This is a genomic window from Bradyrhizobium sp. F1.4.3, from assembly GCF_040548375.1.
Taxonomy (GTDB): Bacteria; Pseudomonadota; Alphaproteobacteria; order Rhizobiales; family Xanthobacteraceae; genus Bradyrhizobium.
Genome location: NZ_JBEPRN010000011.1, coordinates 188,253 through 209,029 on the forward strand (window position 1 = coordinate 188,253; position 20,777 = coordinate 209,029).

At 63.1% G+C, this 20,777-nt stretch carries 19 protein-coding genes and 2 pseudogenes; 8 read left to right on the forward strand and 13 right to left on the reverse strand.

Annotated elements, in window-relative coordinates:
* Window positions 1-59 precede the first annotated feature (59 nt).
* A complete protein-coding gene (locus ABIB73_RS25680) occupies window positions 60-1,058 on the reverse strand; it encodes an NAD(P)H-quinone oxidoreductase (RefSeq protein WP_354228568.1) in 999 nt (332 codons plus the stop codon).
* Window positions 1,059-1,171: 113 nt separating this feature from the next.
* Between ABIB73_RS25680 and ABIB73_RS25685 the strand changes: the two genes are divergently transcribed.
* Both ABIB73_RS25685 and rcdA read left to right on the forward strand, forming a co-directional pair.
* Window positions 1,172-1,363: a DUF1192 domain-containing protein gene (locus ABIB73_RS25685; protein WP_354228570.1), complete on the forward strand. Its 192-nt coding sequence runs from the start codon at window positions 1,172-1,174 to the stop codon at window positions 1,361-1,363.
* Window positions 1,364-1,855: 492 nt separating this feature from the next.
* On the forward strand, window positions 1,856-2,365 hold the full coding sequence (rcdA, locus tag ABIB73_RS25690) for a protease adaptor protein RcdA (RefSeq protein WP_354228571.1): 510 nt from the start codon (window positions 1,856-1,858) through the stop codon (window positions 2,363-2,365).
* Window positions 2,366-2,617: 252 nt separating this feature from the next.
* Here the strand turns inward: rcdA and rpmE are convergent, their stop codons facing one another.
* A complete protein-coding gene (gene rpmE / locus ABIB73_RS25695) occupies window positions 2,618-2,845 on the reverse strand; it encodes a 50S ribosomal protein L31 (RefSeq protein ID WP_354228573.1) in 228 nt (75 codons plus the stop codon).
* Window positions 2,846-3,060: 215 nt separating this feature from the next.
* On the opposite strand from rpmE, the gene ABIB73_RS25700 reads away from it, so the two are divergent.
* Entirely contained in the window at window positions 3,061-4,887 is a 1,827-nt protein-coding gene (locus tag ABIB73_RS25700) for an ABC transporter ATP-binding protein/permease (protein WP_354228575.1), read from the forward strand.
* Between the two features lie 314 nt (window positions 4,888-5,201).
* Here ABIB73_RS25700 and ABIB73_RS25705 read toward each other — a convergent pair whose 3' ends face one another.
* The 3 genes from ABIB73_RS25705 to ABIB73_RS25715 form a co-directional block, all read right to left on the reverse strand.
* On the reverse strand, window positions 5,202-5,648 hold the full coding sequence (locus ABIB73_RS25705) for a GNAT family N-acetyltransferase (RefSeq protein ID WP_354228578.1): 447 nt from the start codon (window positions 5,646-5,648) through the stop codon (window positions 5,202-5,204).
* Window positions 5,648-6,676 carry a peptidoglycan -binding protein gene (locus ABIB73_RS25710; protein ID WP_354228579.1) on the reverse strand — a complete coding sequence of 343 codons (1,029 nt, stop codon included), beginning with the start codon at window positions 6,674-6,676 and terminating at the stop codon, window positions 5,648-5,650. The genes ABIB73_RS25705 and ABIB73_RS25710 overlap by 1 nt, the downstream gene beginning before the upstream one ends.
* Before the next feature lie 154 nt (window positions 6,677-6,830).
* The gene (locus ABIB73_RS25715) at window positions 6,831-7,847 is read right to left on the reverse strand and encodes a flagellar motor protein MotA (RefSeq protein ID WP_354228580.1); all 1,017 of its coding nucleotides are present in this window, start codon (window positions 7,845-7,847) and stop codon (window positions 6,831-6,833) included.
* Between the two features lie 200 nt (window positions 7,848-8,047).
* Here ABIB73_RS25715 and ABIB73_RS37640 point away from each other — a divergent pair.
* Together ABIB73_RS37640 and ABIB73_RS25725 are read left to right on the forward strand one after the other, a co-directional pair.
* Window positions 8,048-8,134: pseudogene (locus tag ABIB73_RS37640) on the forward strand (DUF1295 domain-containing protein); the annotation flags it as partial.
* A 254-nt stretch (window positions 8,135-8,388) separates the two neighbouring features.
* Window positions 8,389-8,613, forward strand: a complete 225-nt coding sequence (locus ABIB73_RS25725; RefSeq protein ID WP_354228635.1) for a hypothetical protein — start codon at window positions 8,389-8,391, stop codon at window positions 8,611-8,613.
* A gap of 148 nt (window positions 8,614-8,761) precedes the next feature.
* On the opposite strand, the gene ABIB73_RS25730 is transcribed toward ABIB73_RS25725, so the two are convergent.
* A complete protein-coding gene (locus tag ABIB73_RS25730) occupies window positions 8,762-9,163 on the reverse strand; it encodes a response regulator (RefSeq protein ID WP_354228582.1) in 402 nt (133 codons plus the stop codon).
* 359 nt (window positions 9,164-9,522) lie between these two features.
* Between ABIB73_RS25730 and ABIB73_RS25735 the strand changes: the two genes are divergently transcribed.
* Window positions 9,523-10,716, forward strand: coding sequence for an efflux RND transporter periplasmic adaptor subunit (locus tag ABIB73_RS25735; protein ID WP_354228584.1), 1,194 nt, complete (start codon window positions 9,523-9,525; stop codon window positions 10,714-10,716).
* 6 nt (window positions 10,717-10,722) lie between these two features.
* Window positions 10,723-13,875, forward strand: coding sequence for a multidrug efflux RND transporter permease subunit (locus ABIB73_RS25740; protein ID WP_354228587.1), 3,153 nt, complete (start codon window positions 10,723-10,725; stop codon window positions 13,873-13,875).
* Between the two features lie 176 nt (window positions 13,876-14,051).
* Here the strand turns inward: ABIB73_RS25740 and ABIB73_RS25745 are convergent, their stop codons facing one another.
* The 3 genes and pseudogenes from ABIB73_RS25745 to ABIB73_RS25755 form a co-directional block, all read right to left on the reverse strand.
* Window positions 14,052-14,765: a hypothetical protein gene (locus ABIB73_RS25745; protein WP_354228589.1), complete on the reverse strand. Its 714-nt coding sequence runs from the start codon at window positions 14,763-14,765 to the stop codon at window positions 14,052-14,054.
* Between the two features lie 43 nt (window positions 14,766-14,808).
* Window positions 14,809-14,913: pseudogene (locus tag ABIB73_RS25750) on the reverse strand (inositol monophosphatase); the annotation flags it as partial.
* Window positions 14,914-14,917: 4 nt separating this feature from the next.
* On the reverse strand, window positions 14,918-16,363 hold the full coding sequence (locus tag ABIB73_RS25755) for a hypothetical protein (protein ID WP_354228591.1): 1,446 nt from the start codon (window positions 16,361-16,363) through the stop codon (window positions 14,918-14,920).
* Window positions 16,364-16,680: 317 nt separating this feature from the next.
* On the opposite strand from ABIB73_RS25755, the gene ABIB73_RS25760 reads away from it, so the two are divergent.
* Entirely contained in the window at window positions 16,681-16,824 is a 144-nt protein-coding gene (locus ABIB73_RS25760; protein WP_354228593.1) for a hypothetical protein, read from the forward strand.
* A gap of 158 nt (window positions 16,825-16,982) precedes the next feature.
* Here the strand turns inward: ABIB73_RS25760 and ABIB73_RS25765 are convergent, their stop codons facing one another.
* The 4 genes from ABIB73_RS25765 to ABIB73_RS25780 form a co-directional block, all read right to left on the reverse strand.
* Window positions 16,983-17,768, reverse strand: coding sequence for an inositol monophosphatase family protein (locus ABIB73_RS25765; protein ID WP_354228595.1), 786 nt, complete (start codon window positions 17,766-17,768; stop codon window positions 16,983-16,985).
* A 112-nt stretch (window positions 17,769-17,880) separates the two neighbouring features.
* Complete coding sequence (locus ABIB73_RS25770) at window positions 17,881-18,957, reverse strand: tetratricopeptide repeat protein (protein ID WP_354228597.1); 1,077 nt, start codon at window positions 18,955-18,957, stop codon at window positions 17,881-17,883.
* Between the two features lie 8 nt (window positions 18,958-18,965).
* Entirely contained in the window at window positions 18,966-19,634 is a 669-nt protein-coding gene (locus tag ABIB73_RS25775) for a thiamine phosphate synthase (RefSeq protein WP_354228599.1), read from the reverse strand.
* A 3-nt stretch (window positions 19,635-19,637) separates the two neighbouring features.
* Window positions 19,638-20,663 carry a class I fructose-bisphosphate aldolase gene (locus ABIB73_RS25780; protein ID WP_354228601.1) on the reverse strand — a complete coding sequence of 342 codons (1,026 nt, stop codon included), beginning with the start codon at window positions 20,661-20,663 and terminating at the stop codon, window positions 19,638-19,640.
* Window positions 20,664-20,777 lie beyond the last annotated feature (114 nt).

Sequence of the window (20,777 nt, forward strand, 5' to 3'; positions counted from 1 at the left end):
AGATGCCACGAAAGCGAGGAAAATCAAAGGGTTTCCGCCTCGCCCTGTGGGCCAGAGGCCTAGACCTCCAACACAATTTTGCCAATATGTGCGCTGGTCTCCATCCGCCGGTGCGCGTCGGCCGCCTTTTCCAGCGGGAAAGAGCTGTCCATCAGCGGTTTGACGCGGCCTTCGCGCAGGAGCGGCATCACTTTGGCCTCGATCGCAGCCACCATCGCTGCCTTGTCCGCATTACTACGGGGACGCAGCGTCGAGCCGGTATGGGTCAACCGCTTCACCATCACCTTGGCGACGTTGATGCTGACCTTGGGTCCGTTGAGGGTTGCGATCTGCACGATGCGGCCGTCGACCGCGGCGGCATCATAGTTGCGGTCGACATAGTCGCCGGCAACCATGTCGAGGATCAGATTGACGCCGGCATTGCTGGTCTCCGCCTTGACCACGGCGACGAAGTCCTCGGTCTTGTAGTTGATGGCGCGGTCGGCCCCTAACTTGAGACAGGCATCGATCTTGTCCTGCGAGCCGACGGTGACGAACACCTTCGCTCCGAACGCTTTCGCAAGCTGGATCGCCATGGTGCCGATGCCGGAGGAGCCGCCATGGATCAGCAGCGTCTCGCCGGCCTTCAGCCCGCCGCGCTCGAACACATTGTGCCAGACCGTCATCAAGGTTTCCGGCAGTGCACCGGCTTCCATGATCGACAGCGACGGCGGCACGCTCATCGCCTGGCCATCCTGGGCGATGCAGTATTGGGCATAGCCGCCGCCAGCGACCAGCGACATTACCTTGTCGCCGATCTTGTGCCGTTTGGCATTGCTGCCCACCGCCACCACTTCGCCTGCGATTTCCAGGCCGGGCAGGTCGCTGGCGCCGGGCGGCGGCGGATAGGCGCCGGAACGTTGCGCCACGTCGGGCCGGTTGACGCCGGCGGCCTGCACCTTGACCAGGATCTCGTCAGGGCCGGGCTGCGGCAGCGCCCGTTGTTCCGGCACCAGCACCTCCGGTCCGCCGGGCTTGGAGATGGCGACCACGGTCATTTGCGCGGGCAGCTTGTCCATGATTTGTCCTTGAGCAAAGGTGCGGGATGGGACGAGGCCTTTGATTAGCCAGCGCGGTCCAAGCTGGCAACCGCTTCAGCCGTTTGGGCTACCCGAACGCAGGAGGAACGACCATGGTGATGGAAGACGACGACCGCCCGCGCAAGAAGATCAGTCATGAGATCGGACAGGACCTCTCACTCTTGTCGGTCGAGGAACTGACCGAGCGCGTCGCCCTGCTCAAGACCGAGATCACAAGGCTGGAGGAAGCCGCGACGAAAAAGCGCGCCTCGCGCGATGCGGCGAACAGCGTCTTCAAGTCGTAGGATCCGGTGCTCCACTCTCGTGTCCCGGACGCGGTGCGGCACGCAGTGACGCTCCGCAGAGCCGGGACCCATGCCTCTCCAACACCTCAGCCAAGGACTGGGCCCCGGCTTAGCAGTGCAGCACTCCGCGCCGCACTGCGTCCGGGGCACGATGGCCACTCAGCCAATGACCGACATGGCTAACGAACCCTCAAAAAAATCGTTCGTTTACTCCTAATTAAGCTTTCGGGTTTATGACTGAACTGTCCTCGTTTGGACACCGAGTGGCTCCTGTCCACTCTGTTTGACGCCTCCCTGTTATCAACTTTCAAAGCCGCCGGTCTTCCGGCGGCTCTTTTTTGCGTCTCTCTCAGATTGAAACCCGAGGAAAGACCCGCGGAAACCATATCCGCGCTTGTCGCTGGACTCCGCGTCCCGCGCGCGCAATGATTTGTTCATCATAAGCCGGCGCCAAAGCCGGACGGGTAAACAGTTGCGTAAGGGGCGTTAACCATGGAACGTTTGCAGGCCGACGGCGCTCTCGTTCAACTCAGCGAGCGGTTCACCAATTCTGCGGCGTTTGGCACCCTGTTCCGGGAGGGTATGGATCTCGTCGAAGAGACCGCCGCCTATCTCGACGGCGCCGGCCGCACCGAGGCCAAGGCGCTCGATCGCGCCGTCAGCCTCACTTATGCGACCGAAAGCATGCGTCTCACCACCCGCCTGATGCAGCTCGCCTCATGGCTGCTGCTGCATCGTGCGGTGAAGGAAGGCGAGATGACGCTGGGCCAGGCCAATCGCGAGAAGACCAAGGTCAAACTCTCGGCCGCCGATCCCGGTGCCGCGGACACCATCGAGAAGCTGCCGTCGCAGCTGCAGGATCTGATCCATCGTTCGATGAGCCTCCAGACCCGCGTGCGCCGCCTCGACACCACCATCCACACCCCGCCGGCCGATCACCCCACGATCGGCAACCCGCTGGTGCCGCACCTCAACGCGCTGAAGGCCGCGTTCGAGCGGTAGGCTCCAAGCAACTTCGACACCGTCACCCTGAATATCGAACCCTCATCCTGAGGTGGCCGCTTCTTCAGCGGCCCTCGAAGGGCGACGGCCCCACTGTGGCCGTTCATCCTTCGAGGCTCCCCACGCGACGCTGTGCGTCGCGTGGCTCGCGCCTCAGGATAACGGGTCTGGTAGCGACGCGACGGTCGTCCCCAAAACAAAAACGCCCCCGGTCTCCCGGGGGCGTTTTTCGTTTCCAGCCTCGCGGCCGGATCAATCCTTCTTGAGGAAGCCCGAGAACTTCTTCTGGAAGCGCGAGACGCGGCCGCCGCGATCCATCAGCTGCGCGTTGCCGCCGGTCCAGGCTGGGTGTGACTTCGGGTCGATGTCGAGGTTCAGCGTGTCGCCTTCCTTGCCCCAGGTCGAGCGGGTCTGGTACTCGGTTCCGTCGGTCATCACGACCTTAATCGTATGATAATTCGGGTGAATCTCGGCTTTCATGGCAATTCCTAGGGCGACCGGCGCCGCACGCTTGAGTGATGATCGATGACGGATTTGGCCGGGTCTATACCCCACGGGACCCGGTAAAACAAGTCATTGCCGGGAACTTGGCCGGGCCTTGAGAGCCGGGCAGTCCCTTAACGCACATCCCGGATTTGCCACGCCCGGTCCCCCGGCCTATCTGGAGCGGAGTTATCCTCTTTTGGTCGGACCTCATGAGCGCAGTAGAACGGCTTGAAACCGGGCCTGTAGAAGACTCCTCGATCGAAGTCGAGCTGATGGAGGCGCCGGCGAAGAGCCGTGCGCGGCTGCGGCCGCTGCTCGCGCTTGCGCCTTATGTGGCCCGCTATCGCGGCCGGGCGGCGCTCGCCTTCGTCGCGCTGACGGTTGCAGCGCTGACCACGCTGCTGGTGCCGGTCGCGGTGCGCCGGATGATCGATTTCGGCCTGACGCCGGAAGGCATCGCGCTGATCAACAGCTACTTCTCGGTGATGATCGCGGTCGTCGCTGTGCTCGCGCTCGCAAGTGCCGCGCGCTACTACCTCGTGATGACGATCGGCGAGCGCATCGTTGCCGATTTGCGGCGCGACGTTTTCTCTCACCTGTTGTCGCTCTCGCCGGGCTTTTTCGATTCCGCGCGCAGCGGCGAGCTGGTGTCGCGCCTCACCGCGGACACCACGCAGATCAAATCCGCGGTCGGTGCCTCCGTCTCGATCGCGCTGCGCAATCTGATGATGTTTTTTGGCGCGGCAGCCATGATGGTGATTACGAGCCCGCGTCTCTCCGGTTTCGTGCTGCTCGCCATTCCGCTGATCGTGCTGCCGCTGGTCGCCTTCGGCCGCTGGGTACGGCGGTTGTCGCGCAATGCGCAGGACACGCTCGCCGAAGCCTCGGCCTATGCGGGCGAGCTGGTCAGCGCGATCCGCACCGTGCAGGCCTATACCAGCGAGGGGCTGGCTGCGAAGCGCTTCGGCGGCGAAGTCGAGCAGGCCTATGAGGCCGCGCGCACCTCGACGCAGGCGCGCGCGGTGCTCACCGCCATCATCATCTTCATCGTGTTCGCAAGCGTGGTCGCGATCCTCTGGATCGGCTCGCATGACGTGCTCACCGGCGCCATCACGCCGGGTCGCCTCGGGCAGTTCGTGCTCTATGCGGCCTTCGCCGCAGCCGGTCTCGGCCAGCTCAGCGAAGTCTGGGGTGAGGTCTCGGCGGCTTCCGGCGCCGCCGAACGCCTGTTCGAGATTTTGCATGTCCAGCCCGACATCACCGCGCCCGCGTCGCCGCGCGCGCTGCCGGTGCCGGCGCGTGGCGAGGTCGGGTTCGATCGCGTCAGCTTCTCTTATCCCGCGCGGCCCGACGTCAATGTGCTCGACGCCGTGTCGTTCACCGTGCGGCCCGGCGAGAAGGTCGCGATCGTCGGTCCCTCCGGCGCCGGCAAGAGCACGATCTTCCATCTCCTGCTGCGCTTCTACGATCCGCGGGGCGGCGCGATCTCGCTCGACGGCGTGCCGGTGAAGTCGGCTGACCCGCGCGACTTCCGCGCGCACATTGCCTTGGTGCCGCAGGAGTCGACCGTGTTCGCCGCCAGCGCCCGCGAGAACATCCGCTTCGGCCGGCCGGATGCGACCGATGCCGAGGTCGAGCGCGCAGCCGAGCTGGCGCACGCCGCCGAATTCATCCGCCGCATGCCCGAAGGCTTTGAGACCCCGCTCGGCGAGCGCGGCGTGACGCTGTCCGGCGGTCAGCGCCAGCGCATCGCGATCGCCCGCGCCATCCTGCGCGATGCGCCGCTGCTGCTGCTGGATGAAGCGACCTCCGCGCTCGACGCCGAAAGCGAGACGCTGGTGCAGACCGCGCTGGAGGAGCTGATGCGCCACCGCACCACGCTGGTGATCGCGCACCGCCTGGCGACTGTGCTCTCCTGCGACCGCATCCTGGTGATGGACCAGGGCAAGATCGTGGAGCAGGGCACGCATGCCGAGCTTGTGACTGTGAACGGGCTTTATGCGAGGCTGGCGAGGCTGCAGTTCGAGGGGGCGTGAGGCGCCGCACTCACGGTGTCATCACACGCCTTGTGCGCACTTGCGCACTGCGGCGGGTGATCCAATATTCCGAGACGTCAGCAATCAATCGATAAGCCGCGGCGTACTGGATTCCCCGCCTTCGCCGGGACTGACAGCAGAGCTTTTAGAGGGAGCTTCGAGCCACAACAGCTCCAGTACCTGATCATAGCAAAATGCTCCTGTTTTGCCCGACGAGTCAAAGAGCTTTGCTGCCCGCGTAAGCCGTTGATTCCGCTATCATCAGCTACTGTGCATGGGGTTGTTTTCGACATTTTTTGTCGAGGGACTTGCCTTTACGGCTTCCATTCCATCTTCAACACCGGCCGTCCCGAGGTCGGGTTCACATCGTCGCCGGCATGGGCAAAGCCGTTGCGCTCGTAGAAGCGGATGGCGCGGGCATTGTCCTTGTTAACGAGCAGCGTGACGCCTGCGGGTGACAGGCGCTTGGCTTCCTCCACCAGCAGCCTTGCCGCGTCCGAGCCCCAGTGATCGGGATCGACCACGAGCTGGTCGAGATAGCCTTCGCCATCGATGGTGACGAAGCCGGCCAATGCGCCGTCCGTTTCCGCGACGACGATCGAGGCCTTCGGCACCAAATCCTTGCGCCAGCGCTCGCGCCACCAGTCCAGCCGCACGGCGAAGTCGATCTGCGGATAGGCCTGTTGCCAGGTGCGATGCCAGAGGTAGATCGCGGCCGCTTCGTCGGAGGCCACGTAGGGGCGGAGGCGGAGGGCGCTCACTACCGCTCCGTCAGCTTGAGCTCGATGCGGCGGTTGCGCTTGTAGGCGTCTTCGGTATTGGCGGTGTCGAGCGGCTGGAATTCGCCGAAACCGGCGGCGACCAGGCGCTGCGCCGGCACACCGAGAGAGATCAGGTACTGCACGACCGAGATGGAACGGGCGGCCGACAGGTCCCAGTTGGATTTGAAGTTCGGACCGTTGACCGGCCGCACGTCGGTGTGGCCATCGACGCGCAGCACCCAGGGGATCTCGTTCGGGATCTTCTTGTCGAGGTCGATCAGCGCGGTTGCCAATGTATCGAGCTCAGCGCGGCCCTCGGGCAAGAGAGTCGCCTGTCCGGTGTCGAAGAACACTTCGGACTGGAACACGAAGCGGTCGCCGACCACGCGGATGTCGGGGCGGTTGCCGAGGATGGTGCGCAGGCGGCCGAAGAATTCGGAGCGGTAACGCGACAATTCCTGCACGCGCTGCGCCAATGCGACATTCAGGCGGGATCCGAGATCGGCAATTCGATTTTGCGATTCCTTGTCGCGCTTCTCCGAGGCGTCGAGCGCCTCTTCGAGCGCCGCTAATTGTCGCCGCAGCGCGCTGATCTGCTGGTTCAGCACCTCGATCTGGGCGAGCGCCCGCGCCGAGACTGCTTTCTCCGAGTCCAGCGCCTTGCCGAGCTCGGTGGTCTTGCCCTGCGCGTCGCTGCCGGCATTGGCAAGGCCCTCATAGAGGCCCTTCATGCGGTCGCGCTCGGACTCAGCCGAGGCGAGCCCGGCCTTCAGTTGCGACACCTGGTCGTCGAGCGTGAGCTTCCCGAGCTTTTCCAGCGACAGCAGTTCGTTGAGCTGCGCGATCTTGGCGTTGAGTAGCTCCAGCGCCTTGTCCTTGCCGGTGACCTCCTGCGACAGGAAGAACTGCACCACCAGGAACACCGAGAGCAGGAACACGATCGACAGCACCAGCGTCGACAGCGCGTCGACGAATCCGGGCCAGTAGTTGAAGGCGCCTTCGCTGCGGCGGCCGCGGGCAAGAGCCATTTACGTCTCCGCTTCTCTCTTGTCCCGGACGCGGTGCAGCTTGCAACGCTGCTCCGCAGAGCCGGGACCCATTCTTGGTTTCTCTGGGCCCCGGCTCAGCAGCGCATCACTGCGTGCTGCGCTGCGTCCGGGGCACGATACTCTGTCGCGCAGCTCAACTCTTCTCGGGCTGGCGGGCGATGCGTTCCAGCAGGCGCCGGATCTCGCGGTTCTGCTCGCCCTGGCCGTCGGCCCATTCGCGGATCATCTGCTGCTCGGTGCGCATGTGCGAGACCAGCGCCTGGATGGCTTCGGCAAGGCTCGCCATCGACGCGGTGGTGCTGCGGCTGGCAGTGCCTTCCTCGAGCACGATGCGCAGCCGCTCGACTGCGGCCTGGAGCTCGCCGCTCGCAACGCCGCCGCTCGATGCGACGGCAACCTCGCCGCTGCCATATTCGCGCACGGTGGTGGCGAGCCAGTCTTCGAGGTCGGTGTAGAAACGGTTCTGCGCCTGGCTCGATTGCAGGTCGAGGAAGCCGAGGATCAGCGAGCCGGCGAGGCCGAACAGCGAGCTCGAAAACGAAATGCCCATGCCGCCGAGCGGGGCGGCCAGCCCCTCCTTCAGCGTATCGAACAGCGCGCCGGCATCGCCGCCGACCTTGAGCCCGTCGATCACCTTGCCGACCGAGCCGACCGTCTCGATCAGGCCCCAGAAGGTGCCGAGCAGGCCGAGGAAGACCAGCAGGCCGGTCATGTAGCGGGAGATGTCCCGGGCCTCGTCCAGGCGGGTCGCGATCGAATCGAGCAGGTGCCGCATGGTCGTTTGCGTAATGGTCATCCGCCCGGTGCGCTCGCCGCCCAGGATCATCGCCATCGGTGCCAGCAGTTTGGGGTGGCGGGCGGGCGCCAGGCCGGGATCGGCGATGCGGAAATTGTTGACCCAGGAGACCTCGGGATAGAGCCGGATGACCTGGCGGAAGGCCAGCACGATGCCGATGAACAGCACCGCCCCGATCAGGGCGTTGAGGCCGGGATTGGCGAAGAAAGCCTGGATGATCTGCTTGTAGAGCACCACGCCCACCAGCGTGCAGAGCACCAGAAAAACCAGCATCCGCACCAGGAAAACGCTGGGCGAGGATAGCTTGGTGTATTCGATCTCGATGGAGGAGCGGGGCAGGGCGCCTGGCGGCATGGCCGGTATCATCCGTTACGAAGCTTGCTTGCGGCCGCACTATGGCACAGCGCCGGTCCAAAAAAAGCGCCGGATGTGCCGATTTCGGGGCGGGACGCGGAACCCAATGCTGAAACCGCGCTTTGATAACAACGTATTTTGCAAAACTTCGGCATTCCCACCGGCATAGGTTGGATTTTTTTCTCTCGCTCGCGATCCTGATGGCGTTCGCCTGGGAGGTGCAGCAACGCACCGGCAATTCCGGTTGGGTCGACACCATCTGGACGTTTGCGGTTGGCCTGGCCGGCAAAGAATTCCGGCGGTGATCGGAAACGTCGGGCTCCTCCGTGGTTATCGGCAGAGACCCTGAGGAGGAAACATCATGCGGCATCTCGCATTCGCGGCAATTGCATTGGTGGCCGGCTTTACGGCACCGGCGATGGCGCAGCAGACCTCGCCATCGCACAACCTCCAGAATGAGGCCGACAAAGGCATCAAGACTGAGAACTCTGGTGCATCGGGTTACGTCTCCGAACAGGAGAAGCCCGGGTCAGCGGCTCAAATCCCGGGTAGCCCTGCTCGCGCCGGGTCCGGCAGCGCGGCAACAGCTCCGAGTGCGCAGAACTCAGGGGCAGGAATTGCGGGCGCTCCCGGCAACAAGAACGGGCCGCCGGCTCGTACCGGCACGGTTGGCTCGGCGTCTCAAAACCAATCGGTGCAGGAGCAGGATCCGGCGAATGTCAAGGGATTGCCTGGCAACAAAAGTGGTCCGCCTGCCAAGCGATAGGCTAGCTACCGTTCCGCAGGCCCCCGCGAGTGGCATCATCGCCAGCGCGGTGTCTCGCGCCGCGCAAGCGGGTGGGTTATAAAATGGACCGATGTCGGTCTTGATCACCGATACCAAGTTGGCCGAGTTCGGCGGCGCCCCCAAGATGTCAGGATGACGGCGGCGCGATCGGCGGGGTACTGGTGTTGAGCAGATTGGAAAGGGCCGTCACAAGCTGCGCTGGCGCGAAGGGCTTGGTCAACAGAACGCTATTCGGGACACCCTTGGAAGCCCAGTCTTCGGCGTGCGTGCCCGTCATATAGATGACGGGCATCAAGGGGTCGATTTCTCGGGAGCGTTGGGCCGCTTCCCATCCGTCGCGCTTCCCGGCCAAATTGATGTCGGTGACGATCGCTCGATAGAGGGTGTTGTTGGCTTCAAGCAGCATGATCGCTTCTTCGCCCGAGCCCGTGACGACTGGTTGAAAACCGCCATCCGAAAGAGCCTCTTCGATCACAGCCTGAACGAGCCGGTCGTCCTCGACGACCAGAACCGTGACAGCCTCACTCACTTCACGTTCTCCCCGGCTGCGTGCAGTCCTTCGCGAGATAAGTGACCCGGAAAACATCGGTTCCAGAGAATGTTCAAAAGTGTACTTACGTCCAAGGCGCACCCGGCCACGAACAGATTGATTATCGGTCCGTGATGTTCTGTCGCAGCACGCGGCTATGGAACCCGACTCACAATCCGGTGAGTCCAGAAAAGCGGCCTGAACTCAGCGCGATACCTCATGTGACATTGAGCCGCCTGCGCAACGCGTTGCATCGCAGCAAGTTCCTTCTATTTTGATGGCATCAGCCGCGCAGAATTGCCCAGAACAGGCTTGCGCGGCGTGTGATCAGTTTCGACAGCATCGGGGCACCCCACTTCATGTCAGGATTTCGCGCGCGATCGGCATGCGTTGCAATGATGCTCGCGGCCTTTGCGCCGCTGCTGGGTGCCTGCGATGAATCCAGCTCTGCCGTCTCGGCCGCGCAGGCCCTCGAGCCCGATGTCAGCGTCGTTACCGTGAAGCCGCAGCCGCGCGCCGTGGTGCGTGAGCTGCCCGGCCGGATATCACCGACGCGTGTCGCCGAGGTGCGGCCGCGTGTCTCCGGCATCGTCGTCGAACGGCTGTTCCGCCAGGGCAGCGAGGTGAAGGCGGGCGATCCGCTCTACCGCATCGATCCGCGTCCGTTCGAGGTCGAGGTGATGGCCAACGACGCCGCGCTCGCCAAAGCCGACGCCGCCTTGATGCAGGCGCAGCAGCAGGCGCGCCGCATCGCGACGCTCACCAGCCAACGCGCTGCGCCCGAAGCCGAGAACGAAAAGACGATCGCCGCCGAGCGGCAGGCCCAGGCCGAGTTGGAGGGACGCAAGGCCGACCTTGCACGCGCAAAGCTCAATCTCGACTACGCCACCGTGCGCGCGCCGATCGACGGCGTCGTCGGCGCGGCGCTGGTCAGCGAAGGCGCGCTCGCAGTGCAGAACGAGACCAATCTCGCCTCGATTCAACAGCTCGATCCGATCTACGCCGATTTCACCCAGTCGGTGAATGAGCTCAACCAGCTTCGCCGCGCCTTCGAGAACGGCGACCTCGATCGCATCGAGGCCGATGCCGTCAAGGTGCGCCTCGTGCTCGACGACAACACCGTCTATTCGCTCGACGGCAAGCTGCTGTTCTCCGAGGCCAAGGTCGATGCCCATACCGGGCAGGTGACGCTGCGCGGTGAGTTCCGCAATCCCAAGCGCGAGCTGTTGCCGGGCATGTATGTCCGCGTGCGGCTCGACCAGGGTCTGGACTCCGACGCGATCGCGGTGCCGCAGCAGGCGGTGCAGCGCAATGGCGGCGGCGGCAGTGAGGTGTTCGTCGTCAAGGACGACAACCGCATCGCGGTGCAGCCGGTGCGCACCGGCTCGGTGCAGGACGGCATCTGGTTCGTCACCGACGGTCTGAAGGCCGGCGACAAGGTCGTGGTCGAAGGTTTCCAGAAGTTCGCGGCCGGCGACAAGGTCAAGCCGCAATCCTGGTCGGAGGCGGATGCGACTGCCGACAACCGGCACGCTCAGAAGCTCACGCGGTAACGCGCCATGGCGAGCTTCTTCATTGACAGGCCGATCTTCGCCTGGGTCGTCGCGCTGTTCATCTGCTTGATCGGCGCGATCTCGATCCCGCTGCTGCCGGTCGCACAATATCCGATCATCGCGCCGCCCTCGATCTCGATCTCGACCAGCTATCCCGGCGCCTCGCCCGAAAACCTCTACAACAGCGTCACCCGGCTGATCGAGGAGGAGCTCAACGGCGCCTCCGGCATCCTCAACTTCGAATCGACCAGCGACTCGCTCGGCCAGGTCGAGATAACAGCCAATTTCCAGCCGGGCACCGATACCAGCGCGGCTTCCGTCGAAGTGCAGAACCGCATCAAGCGCGTCGAGGCGCGCCTGCCGCGCGCGGTGATCCAGCAGGGCATCCTGATCGAGGAAGCATCCAGCGCGGTGCTCCAGATCATCACGTTGAACTCGACCGACGGCAGCCTCGACGAAGTTGGCCTCGGCGACTTCATGATCCGCAACGTGCTCGGCGAGATCCGCCGCATCCCCGGCGTCGGTCGCGCCACGCTCTATTCGACCGAGCGAAGTCTGCGCGTCTGGGTCGATCCGGCAAAGCTCGTCGGCTATGGCATGACGGCTGACGACGTCAACAAGGCGATCGCCGCGCAGAACGCGCAGGTCGCCTCGGGCAGCATCGGCGCCGAGCCGTCGACGGGCAGCCAGCGCACCTCCGCGCTGGTGCTGGTCAAGGGCCAACTCTCCTCGCCGGATGAATTCGGCGCCATCATCCTGCGCGCCAACGCGGATGGCTCGACCGTGCGGCTGCGCGATGTCGCGCGCATCGAGGTCGGTGGCCTCAGCTACCAGTTCAACACGCGCCTCGACGGCAAGCCGACCGCCGGTCTTTCCGTGCTGATGTCGCCGACCGGCAACGCGCTGGCGACCGCGAGCGCGGTCGAAGAGAAGATGAAGGAGCTGTCGCGCTTCTTCCCGGCCAACATCTCCTACGAGATCCCCTACAACATCACGCCCGTGGTCGAGGCTTCGATCAAGAAGGTGCTGTCGACGCTGGTCGAAGCCGTGGTGCTGGTGTTCGTGGTGATGTTCCTTTTCTTGCAGAACATCCGCTACACCATCATTCCGACCATCGTGGTGCCGGTGGCGCTGTTGGGCGCCTGTACCATGCTGCTGCTCGCTGGCTACTCCATCAACATGCTCTCGATGTTCGGCATGGTGCTCGCGGTCGGCATCCTCGTCGACGACGCCATCGTCGTGGTCGAGAACGTCGAGCGCATCATGGCCGAGGAAGGCCTGCCGCCGAAGGAAGCGACGCGGAAGGCGATGTCGCAGATCACCGGCGCCATCATCGGCATCACGCTGGTGCTGATGGCGGTGTTCGTGCCGATGGCGTTCTTCCCGGGCTCGGTCGGCATCATCTACCGCCAGTTCTCCGTCACGATGGTCGCCGCGATCGGCTTCTCCGCTTTCCTGGCGCTGTCGCTGACGCCGGCGCTGTGTGCGACCTTGCTCAAGCCCGTCGCCGCCGGCCACGGCCATGCGAAGAAGGGCGTGTTCGGCTGGTTCAACCGCATGCTCGAAGGCGGCAAGGAGGGCTATTCCCGCACCGTCGGCTTCTCGTTGAAGCGTACCGGACGGCTGATGCTGGTCTATGTCGCGTTGCTCGCCGGCCTGTCCTGGGCCTTCATCAACCTGCCCGGCGGCTTCCTGCCCGTCGACGACCAGGGCTTTGTCACCACCGACGTGCAGACGCCATCGGATTCGTCCTACGGCCGCACCGAGGCAGTGATCGAGAAGGTCGAAAAATATCTGGCGCAGCGGCCGGGTGTCGACAGCGTCACCTTTCTCACCGGTTTCAGCTTCTCCGGCCAGGGCATGAACACCGCGCAGGCCTTCATCACGCTGAAGGACTGGTCGGAGCGCGGGCCGAAGGAGTCCGCCGCCGCTGTTGTCGCCGACATCAACCGCGATTTGTCGTCGTCGATCCGCGACGCCAAGATCTCCGCGCTGCAGCCGCCGCCGATCGACAATCTCGGCAACTCCTCAGGCTTCTCGTTCCGTCTCCAGGACCGCGGCCAGAAGGGCTATCCGGCCCTGATGCGCGCCGCCGACCAGTTGATCGCCGAGGCCAATGCGAGCCCGGTGCTCCAGAAGGTCTATGTCGAGGGCCTGCCCGAGGCGGGCGTGGTCAATCTCGTGATCGACCGCGAGAAGGCCGGCGCCTTCGGCGTCACCTTCGAGGACATCAACAACACGATCTCGACCAATCTCGGCTCGAACTACATCAACGACTTCCCGAACCGCGGCCGCATGCAGCGCGTCGTGGTGCAAGCAGATAGCCGCGACCGCATGAAGACCGAGGACATCCTCAACTACAACGTCAAGAACAGTCGCGGCCAACTCGTGCCGTTCTCCTCCTTCGCCACCATCGAATGGGCGCGCGGGCCGACGCAGATCGCCGGCTTCAACTACTATCCGGCGGTGCGCATCTCCGGCGAGGCAAAACCCGGCTTCACCTCGGGCGATGCCATCGCCGAGATGGAGCGGCTCGCCGGCAAGCTGCCGCGTGGCTTCGGCTATGAATGGACCGGGCAGTCGCTCCAGGAGAAGCTGTCGGGCTCGCAGGCGCCGTTCCTGCTGGCATTGTCGGTGTTCGTGGTGTTCCTGTGTCTGGCCGCGCTCTACGAGAGCTGGACCATTCCGCTCGCGGTGCTGCTCACCGTGCCGCTTGGCATCGTCGGCGCCGTGATCGCGGCGATGCTGCGGGGCCTTCCCAACGACGTCTATTTCACCGTCGGCCTGATCACCATCATCGGACTTGCGGCAAAGGACGCGATCCTGATCATCGAGTTCGCCAAGGACCTGCGGAAAGAAGGCAAGCCGCTGGTGGACGCGACCATCGAGGCCTGCCGCCTGCGCTTCCGCCCGATCCTGATGACCGGCCTTGCCTTCATCTGCGGCGTGCTGCCGATGGCGATCGCGCACGGCGCCGGCGGCGCCAGCCAGCAATCGCTCGGCACCGTCGTGATGGGCGGCATGATCGCGGTGGTGATCCTCGCACTGCTGATGGTGCCGGTGTTCTTCGTCTCGGTGCAGCGCGTGCTGGCGGGGGACCGGGAGAAGGCGGTGGAGGAAGGCGAGGCGTACGGCCCGCCGGCGCGGGTGAAGCCGTAAGGCATACTGTCATGCCCGCGAAGGCGGGCATCCAGCACGCTGCGGCCCTCGTGATCGAAGCGCAATAGGGAATTATATCCTGCACGCCACAGGTACTGTTTTAGTTCGGAACCTGCGGGCAGTGCTTCGGCGCTCCGCGATTGAAGTGACACCGGCTATGGTCGCGGCCGGTGCCGCTATTCTGCGGAGCTGGAATCGTCGGGTTGAGGACTTTGAGTCGATAGCCCAGTCTGTGTATCTGACGATGGCTCACTAGGCTGAAGGAGTCCCTCCGCGAGAGCCTCGGGCGTGATCTCTCTCAAGAAAATCTGTCGGTAGTATCGAGAGTTTTCCCAAAGGACGGCGTTGGGACCGTTGGTCTCTAGCTCATAGGCTAGGTATAGGTAGATGAGTTCGATCGTCCGGGCGTATTTCAGTTTTGCGAATACCGGCACAGCGCCGAGGATGCCCCCGAATGCGACCACTTCGGGGATTGCGAGCGAATTGCAGGCATCCACGATTTCTGGCGTCTGAAACGTCACGTCCGCTCTCGTGTGTGCGAACACATTCCTTATGTTCTTGATCTTAGTAAGTTCGCTCCTGATAAAATCCTCGATTATGCCCATGGCGTAAGCGAGTTTGATTTTCATCGCGAAGGTAGAAATTCCGCCCTCTTGCTCTGCAAACAAGAGGGCGCGGGCTTCTACCGGGCTCAGCCTTAGATGTGTCAGAATGGCGTCCTCAAGGGACTGTTCGAGTAATGCGGATGCTACGATAGCATTGGCGCGGTCGTGGCCTTCAACCATCCCCCAGGATCGGATGACCGGCCAGCACTCGTCAGCGTCGCGGACCGCATTGATGAGCTGGGATAGTCCGTTCCTGATTTGGGAGGATTTTCCCTTCGATGACATCTGATAAGCCCTTACAGAAAGTCAGAACAGGTTTGAGGCAGCTACGTGGAGCGCTCAAGACGACGCCCTTGCCGCGCCCGGCGATGTAGAGCTCATCATTGGTGGGGTTGTAGATCACGCCGGTGATTGTGGTGCGTTCGCGCGCGAGACGTCTACGTCGCTATTGCGGTTTCTGCCTCATCCTCCAGGGCAGTGGTACTGATATCTCCCGACCAAGTTCCTAGGCGGCGAATTAACAAGCATACTAGTACGAGCGAGAATCCCATAACGAACTCATGCATGTAGTATTCACCCGGCACATCTGCGGGATGATTTAATTCATAAGTGAATTGATTGAAGGCAAGCAACGCGCCGCCCAATAACATCATTGCAATTGCTACGATGACCTTTGGGATCCGCGTGCCTGAAAAGTATGCCCAAAGGCTCAACAGGGCCGGCGATATCACGCTAGGGAACACGGCTTGAAACAGCAGTCCGGGATCTAGGTATTCGAAAGGGCGCGCAGGTGGAGAATCTCCCGATTTCGCGCGCCAGACGGTAATTAGATGAAAAGCTAGGCCAACAAAAATACCCATAATGAGTTGGGCTGCTACAGTACGGCGAATTAGACGCTTTCTCGCCTCGCCACTCGTTTCATCAAGATGGTTTAACTCGTAGAAGGCAAGTCCATACACTAGCGTGGCAGCAATCTGAAGCGAATAGCTGATGACCTCTATGGTCAGCGAATACTTCACGTCTGTCGGCCACGTAACGGGCACAGTAAGATGAGGGTCAAGAAGGGTTGCGACAAACGTACAATGTGGAACGTAGGAAATGTAGAGCCAGGCGAAGATGCTATAAAGGACTATTCCAATGGTAACTTGGTTGAAGTCGAAAAACTGTATCTTGCTGTGGACACGATATTCCACCTCGAAGAGGTTAAGGATGTGGTTCAGCGAACGGTCTAACCCGATCGTCGGAGCTTTAAGGCTAGCGTAATATAAGAGTTGATATTTTGTCAGGTATTGCTCGTCACCAGACAGTTCCCGAGGACGCGGCGCCAGCCTCCTATTGAAACTTTGCTCTAGTTTCTTTTCGATTTCGCGCTGAGATAGAGACGAGAGTTGAACGTGCACCTCGTCGACGAGCCTCTGAGCATTCCCCTTGAAGTCAACCATTCTCTGTATGGCATCTCGACATTTCGAGAGGCAGAACTTCACCTGAGGGAAAAGAAGGCATAAGCCTGCGATTCCTGTCACAAACGGAAGCGCAAACTGGGGGAGCGCGCCATTGAGCGTTGTTATGAATCCAGAATTGCCAGTGCCGACAAGCTCCGTCAGCCTCTTCAAGAGGTAGGTGTTGGTCGCAACTGTTATGTGAGGTGAAAAAGCAAGTACCTCCAAAGGGCCAAATACCCCGAGTGCAATCAGTAGGGAAAACGCTTTTCTGTAAGAGTCCAATGTTCTCGATCTGACGTAGTCGTTCAGTCGAAAGAAGCTGGCGGTTACTTCTGGCGCCCGGGCGTTTGACTGTTTTGAAAAGGAATAACTCGAATACCATCCAAATAGTGCTGCAACTGCCCCGTTCAGCAGGGTCAAGACGACAACGTCGGCGTCCATAGCTCTACTGACACCTGTTGTTGGGACACGGATTTGCTAAGCAGTCGCGTGTCGCAATGCAGGAGAGAGAGACGACAAAGCTACAAATCGATAAGACAAAAAATGCTCTCGCAATACATCTCCACATGGGAAAAACTCCTTTCAACAATGCACCAAGATACAACCTCCCCGTGCTATTGCAAAGAGCAAAAGGCACTACTCGACCGCTGTTCTCTTTAGGAGAAGTTTTTGACGGCTCCCCGCTAGGGGGGGCCTCGCCGCGAGCTTGGTAGATGGCGATCGTCCGGCGCCAGTCGGCAATCGTTTGCCCGAGCGGCATGACCGCCTTGGCTATCCTCGCACTGCTGATGGTGCCGGTGTTCTTCGTCTCGGTGCAGCGCGTGCTGGCGGGGGACCGGGAGAAGGCTGCGGGGATGGAGGGCGAGGCGTATGGGCCGCCGGCACCGGCGCGGCCGACTTAGTCGCTCGTCATTCCGGGGCGCGCGACGCGCGAACTATGATGCGCAATTGCGCATCTGAGAATCCATCGCGCGACTATCGCTGTCGATGAATGGATTCCGGGCTCGCGCCAAGAGACGCGCCCCGGAATGACAACGTGGAGAGAAGGGCGCTTAGCGGCCTACTTCCTCAACACCTTCACCAGCTCCCCGTGCACGAACTCGTTCCCGCACACGACATGCCCCGTCACCACCGGGTCGCCCGGGGTGTCGATGTCGCTCACCGTGCCGCCCGCTTCGCGCACCATGATCAGGCCTGCTGCGACGTCCCAGGATTGCAAATTGCGTTCCCAGTAGCCGTCGAGGCGGCCGGCGGCGATGAAGGCGAGGTCGAGGGAGGCGGCGCCGAAGCGGCGGAGGCCTGCGACGCGGTCCTGGATCGCGGTCATCTCGCGACGGAATTCCTCGTGGTCGCCGCGGCCGATATGGGGCAGGCCACAGGCCACCACGCATTCGTTGAGCTGGCGGCGGCCGGCCACGCGCAGGCGCTGGTCGTTGAGGAAGGCGCCCTTGCCGCGCTCGGCGATGTAGAGCTCGTCATTGGCAGGGTTGTAGATCACGCCCGCGATGATCGTGCCCTCGCGCGACAGCCCGATCGAGATCGCGAATTGCGGGATGCCGTGCAGGAAGTTGGTGGTGCCGTCGAGCGGATCGACGATCCAGGTGTGGCTCTTGTCGGAGCCTTCCCGCGTACCGCCTTCCTCGCCGATGAAGCCGTAGCCGGGCCGCGCCTTGGCGAGGTCCTGGTAGAGGATCTCTTCGGCGCGCTTGTCGGCGAGCGAGACGAAATTCGCCGGCCCCTTCAGCGAGACCTGGAGATGCTCGATCTCGCCGAGATCGCGCTTGAGGCTGCGGCCGGCGCGGCGCGCCGCCTTGACCATGACGTTGATAGTGGCGGAATACAGCATGAGCTCTGGTCTTGATGGGGGGAAGGGGCGCAAAACCGCGCCATTTGAGGGGATTGGGTGCCCCGCGAGGGGCCAAACGTCAAGTCATTGCTTCAAGCCATTTGGCGTCAGGTCATTTGGTCCCGAGCCATTTCTTGGCGGCGGCCTCCGCCTTGGCGCGGTCCTCAGCGGGCAGATCGGCCAGCTGCTTGTCGAGCTCCGGATCGCCCTTGCCGGAGGTTTTTGCCACCAGGTGCCACTTGAACCCCTCGACCTTGTCCACGGGCGTACCCATGCCGTTGATCAGGACCCAGGCCAGCCGGTTCTGTGCGATCGCGCTGTTCTGGCGGGACGCCTTGCGGAGCAACGCCACAGCCGCCGGCTGGTTTTTCGACGTGCCGGTTCCGTTGAACATGGCGATGGCATATTCGACCTCGGCATCGACATTGTCGGCCAGCGAGGCGGCCTGGAGCAGCCGCACCGCCTTGTCGAGGTCCTTCGGCACGCCCGTGCCCTCCTTGTAGAAGGTCGCGAGCGCGTATTGGGCTTCGGGCAGGCCGGCATCGGCAGCCTGGCGCAGCAGCTCGGCGGAACGCTTGATGTCCTGCGGCAAGGTCTGGCCGTCCAGATAAAGCAAAGCCAGGTTATAGGCGGCCTTGGGCTCGCCGAGCTTGGCGGCGGAGGCCATCAGCTTGACGGCGTCGCCCTTGTCGATCGGGCTGCCGCGGCCGGCCATGCGCATCATGGCGAGTGCGAACATCGCCTCGCGATCGCCGGCATCAGAAGCGCGCTTGTACCACTCGACCGCCTTGGCGTAGTCGCGCCGGATGCCCATGGCGTTGGAATAGAGCTCGCCCAGCATGGTCATGGCCTTGGCATCGCCGGTCTTGGCGCGAGCACTGGCGAGATCGAAGGCGGTCTTGTACTGGCCGCGCTGATAGGCGCCGAACACCAGGTCGACGTTGGAATTGTCGGTCGGGGGCGCGGGGATCACGGTCGCAGGCAGCGCCGTGCTCGGCGAGGCCGATGGCTTCGGCGCCGGTGCAGCTTCCTTTTTCTTGGTGATCGTGTGCGGCTTGGTTGCAGGCTTTGCCTTGGCCTTTTCGGTCGACGGGCTCGGCGTCGCAGCCGGTGGTGTGATCTGGAGCTGTGCCGCCGCGGGCGCCGTCAAGAGCAGTGTGGCCAGAAGGGTGATGCGCGGAAACTTCATCGCGGGCGCTAGCTTTGGCCCACGGCAAGCGCCGCGTGAGCCTTCTTGATGGCAGCGTCCGCCTCGATCAGCGCGGCCTTGGCTCCGCGCGGGTCGGTCCAGACGAGATCGCCGACCAGCACGAAATCGGCGCCGCTGGCGGCAAACTCATGGGCCTCCTCGAACGTGGTGGCAAAGCCGACACAGGGCGGCTCGAACAGCTCGGCCCACCAGTCCAGCCGCTCGGCGATCGCCTGGGACGACGGCCGCTCGCCCTTTGCGTCGGGCTCGCCGAACAGCACGTAGTCTGCGCCCATCTCACCCGCGTTCATGGATTCGTGTCGTGTCTCAAGCCCGCCAATTCCGGCGATGCGGTCGGGCTTGAGCGAGGGCGCCGCCTCTTCCAGCGCGGCGATGCCGGTGAGGTGCGCGCCGTCGGCGCCGCCGCGTGCGACCAGCTCCGGATGGCCGTCGACCAGCAGCGCTGCGCCGGCATTCTGCACCACCGGTGCCAGCGCCTTGATCCGCGAGATCATGGTGCGCTGGTCAGTCTCGTTCAGGCGGACCAGCACGGCCGCGACATCGGCAGCGGCGAGCAGGGCCGGCAGCTCGGCGACGAGCGAAGCGGGATCGTCGACGAGCGGCGTCGCGAGATAGAGGCGCGGCGCCGGGCGCGGTGGAGGCGATTTGTTCGACAAGATCTAGGCTGCCTTCTTTTCCAGGCTGCTTTGCCATTCGCCTTTGGAGGCGAGGCCGTTCATCCGGGCGCGATGACTGAATGCGTTTTGTCCGGTTGCGACGTTCTCGGCCTTGCCGGACCAGGCCTTCTGCGGCGCGGCCTGCAGCGCTCGGCCATAGGAGAAGGTCAGGCCCCATGGCAGCGCGCCGAGCTTGTGCATGGCGTTGAGATGCGCGGTCGCCTCTTCGTCGGACTGGCCGCCGGAGAGGAAGGCGATGCCGGGCACCGCCGCCGGCACGCAGGCTTTCAACAGCCGCACGGTCTTCTCCGCGACTTCCTCGACGGAGGCCTGCTTCGCGCACTTCTTGCCTGAGATCGCCATGTTCGGCTTCAGCACCATGCCCTCGAGCGCGACGCGCTGCACGCGCAATTCCTGAAACGTCTTGTTGAGCACGCGGCCCGTCACCTCATAGCAGCGGTCGATGTCGTGATCGCCGTCCATCAGCACCTCCGGCTCGACGATCGGCACGATCTGCGCGGCCTGACACAGCGCGGCATAGCGCGCCAGCGCATGGGCGTTGACGCTGATTGAGGTCATCGAGGGAATACCACTGCCGATGTCGATCACCGCGCGCCATTTGGCGAAGCGGGCGCCGCGCTCGTAGTAATTCTTCAGCCGCTCGGCGAGCTTGTCGAGCCCGACGGTGACGAGCTCGCCCGGGCACATCGGCAAGGCTTGCGTGCCTTCGTCGACCTTGATGCCGGGAATGGCGCCGCTACTCTCGATCAGCTTGACCAGCGGCGTGCCGTCCTTCGCGTCCTGCCAGATCGTCTCGTCATAGAGGATCACGCCGGAGATGTACCGGCTCATGGCCTCCCTGGAGCGGAACAGCATCTCGCGATAGTCGCGGCGGCTTGATTCCGTCGATTCCACGCCGATCGCGTCAAAGCGCCTCTTGATGGTGCCGGAGGATTCGTCGGCGGCAAGGATGCCCCTGCCGGGTGCGACCATGGCGGTTGCGATCCTGTTGAGCTCAGTCAGATTCATCGAGAGGTCCTCCCAAAACGATTCTGCCCTTGCCTGTGAAAATAGACCGTTCTCGGGCAATTGCCGAGTTAACGTTCGTCGCAGGGGGCAAGGAGGGGGTGGGAGTGCCACAAA

What these genes read in the sequence shown, in the direction of transcription:
- ABIB73_RS25680 (WP_354228568.1), bottom strand. Translation starts at nt 1,058, where the DNA reads ATGGACAAGCTGCCCGCGCAAATGACCGTGGTCGCCATCTCCAAGCCC.
- ABIB73_RS25685 (WP_354228570.1), top strand. Translation starts at nt 1,172, where the DNA reads ATGGTGATGGAAGACGACGACCGCCCGCGCAAGAAGATCAGTCATGAG.
- rcdA (WP_354228571.1), top strand. Translation starts at nt 1,856, where the DNA reads ATGGAACGTTTGCAGGCCGACGGCGCTCTCGTTCAACTCAGCGAGCGG.
- rpmE (WP_354228573.1), bottom strand. Translation starts at nt 2,845, where the DNA reads ATGAAAGCCGAGATTCACCCGAATTATCATACGATTAAGGTCGTGATG.
- ABIB73_RS25700 (WP_354228575.1), top strand. Translation starts at nt 3,061, where the DNA reads ATGAGCGCAGTAGAACGGCTTGAAACCGGGCCTGTAGAAGACTCCTCG.
- ABIB73_RS25710 (WP_354228579.1), bottom strand. Translation starts at nt 6,676, where the DNA reads ATGGCTCTTGCCCGCGGCCGCCGCAGCGAAGGCGCCTTCAACTACTGG.
- ABIB73_RS25715 (WP_354228580.1), bottom strand. Translation starts at nt 7,847, where the DNA reads ATGCCGCCAGGCGCCCTGCCCCGCTCCTCCATCGAGATCGAATACACC.
- ABIB73_RS25735 (WP_354228584.1), top strand. Translation starts at nt 9,523, where the DNA reads ATGTCAGGATTTCGCGCGCGATCGGCATGCGTTGCAATGATGCTCGCG.
- ABIB73_RS25740 (WP_354228587.1), top strand. Translation starts at nt 10,723, where the DNA reads ATGGCGAGCTTCTTCATTGACAGGCCGATCTTCGCCTGGGTCGTCGCG.
- ABIB73_RS25745 (WP_354228589.1), bottom strand. Translation starts at nt 14,765, where the DNA reads ATGTCATCGAAGGGAAAATCCTCCCAAATCAGGAACGGACTATCCCAG.
- ABIB73_RS25755 (WP_354228591.1), bottom strand. Translation starts at nt 16,363, where the DNA reads ATGGACGCCGACGTTGTCGTCTTGACCCTGCTGAACGGGGCAGTTGCA.
- ABIB73_RS25760 (WP_354228593.1), top strand. Translation starts at nt 16,681, where the DNA reads ATGACCGCCTTGGCTATCCTCGCACTGCTGATGGTGCCGGTGTTCTTC.
- ABIB73_RS25765 (WP_354228595.1), bottom strand. Translation starts at nt 17,768, where the DNA reads ATGCTGTATTCCGCCACTATCAACGTCATGGTCAAGGCGGCGCGCCGC.
- ABIB73_RS25770 (WP_354228597.1), bottom strand. Translation starts at nt 18,957, where the DNA reads ATGAAGTTTCCGCGCATCACCCTTCTGGCCACACTGCTCTTGACGGCG.
- ABIB73_RS25780 (WP_354228601.1), bottom strand. Translation starts at nt 20,663, where the DNA reads ATGAATCTGACTGAGCTCAACAGGATCGCAACCGCCATGGTCGCACCC.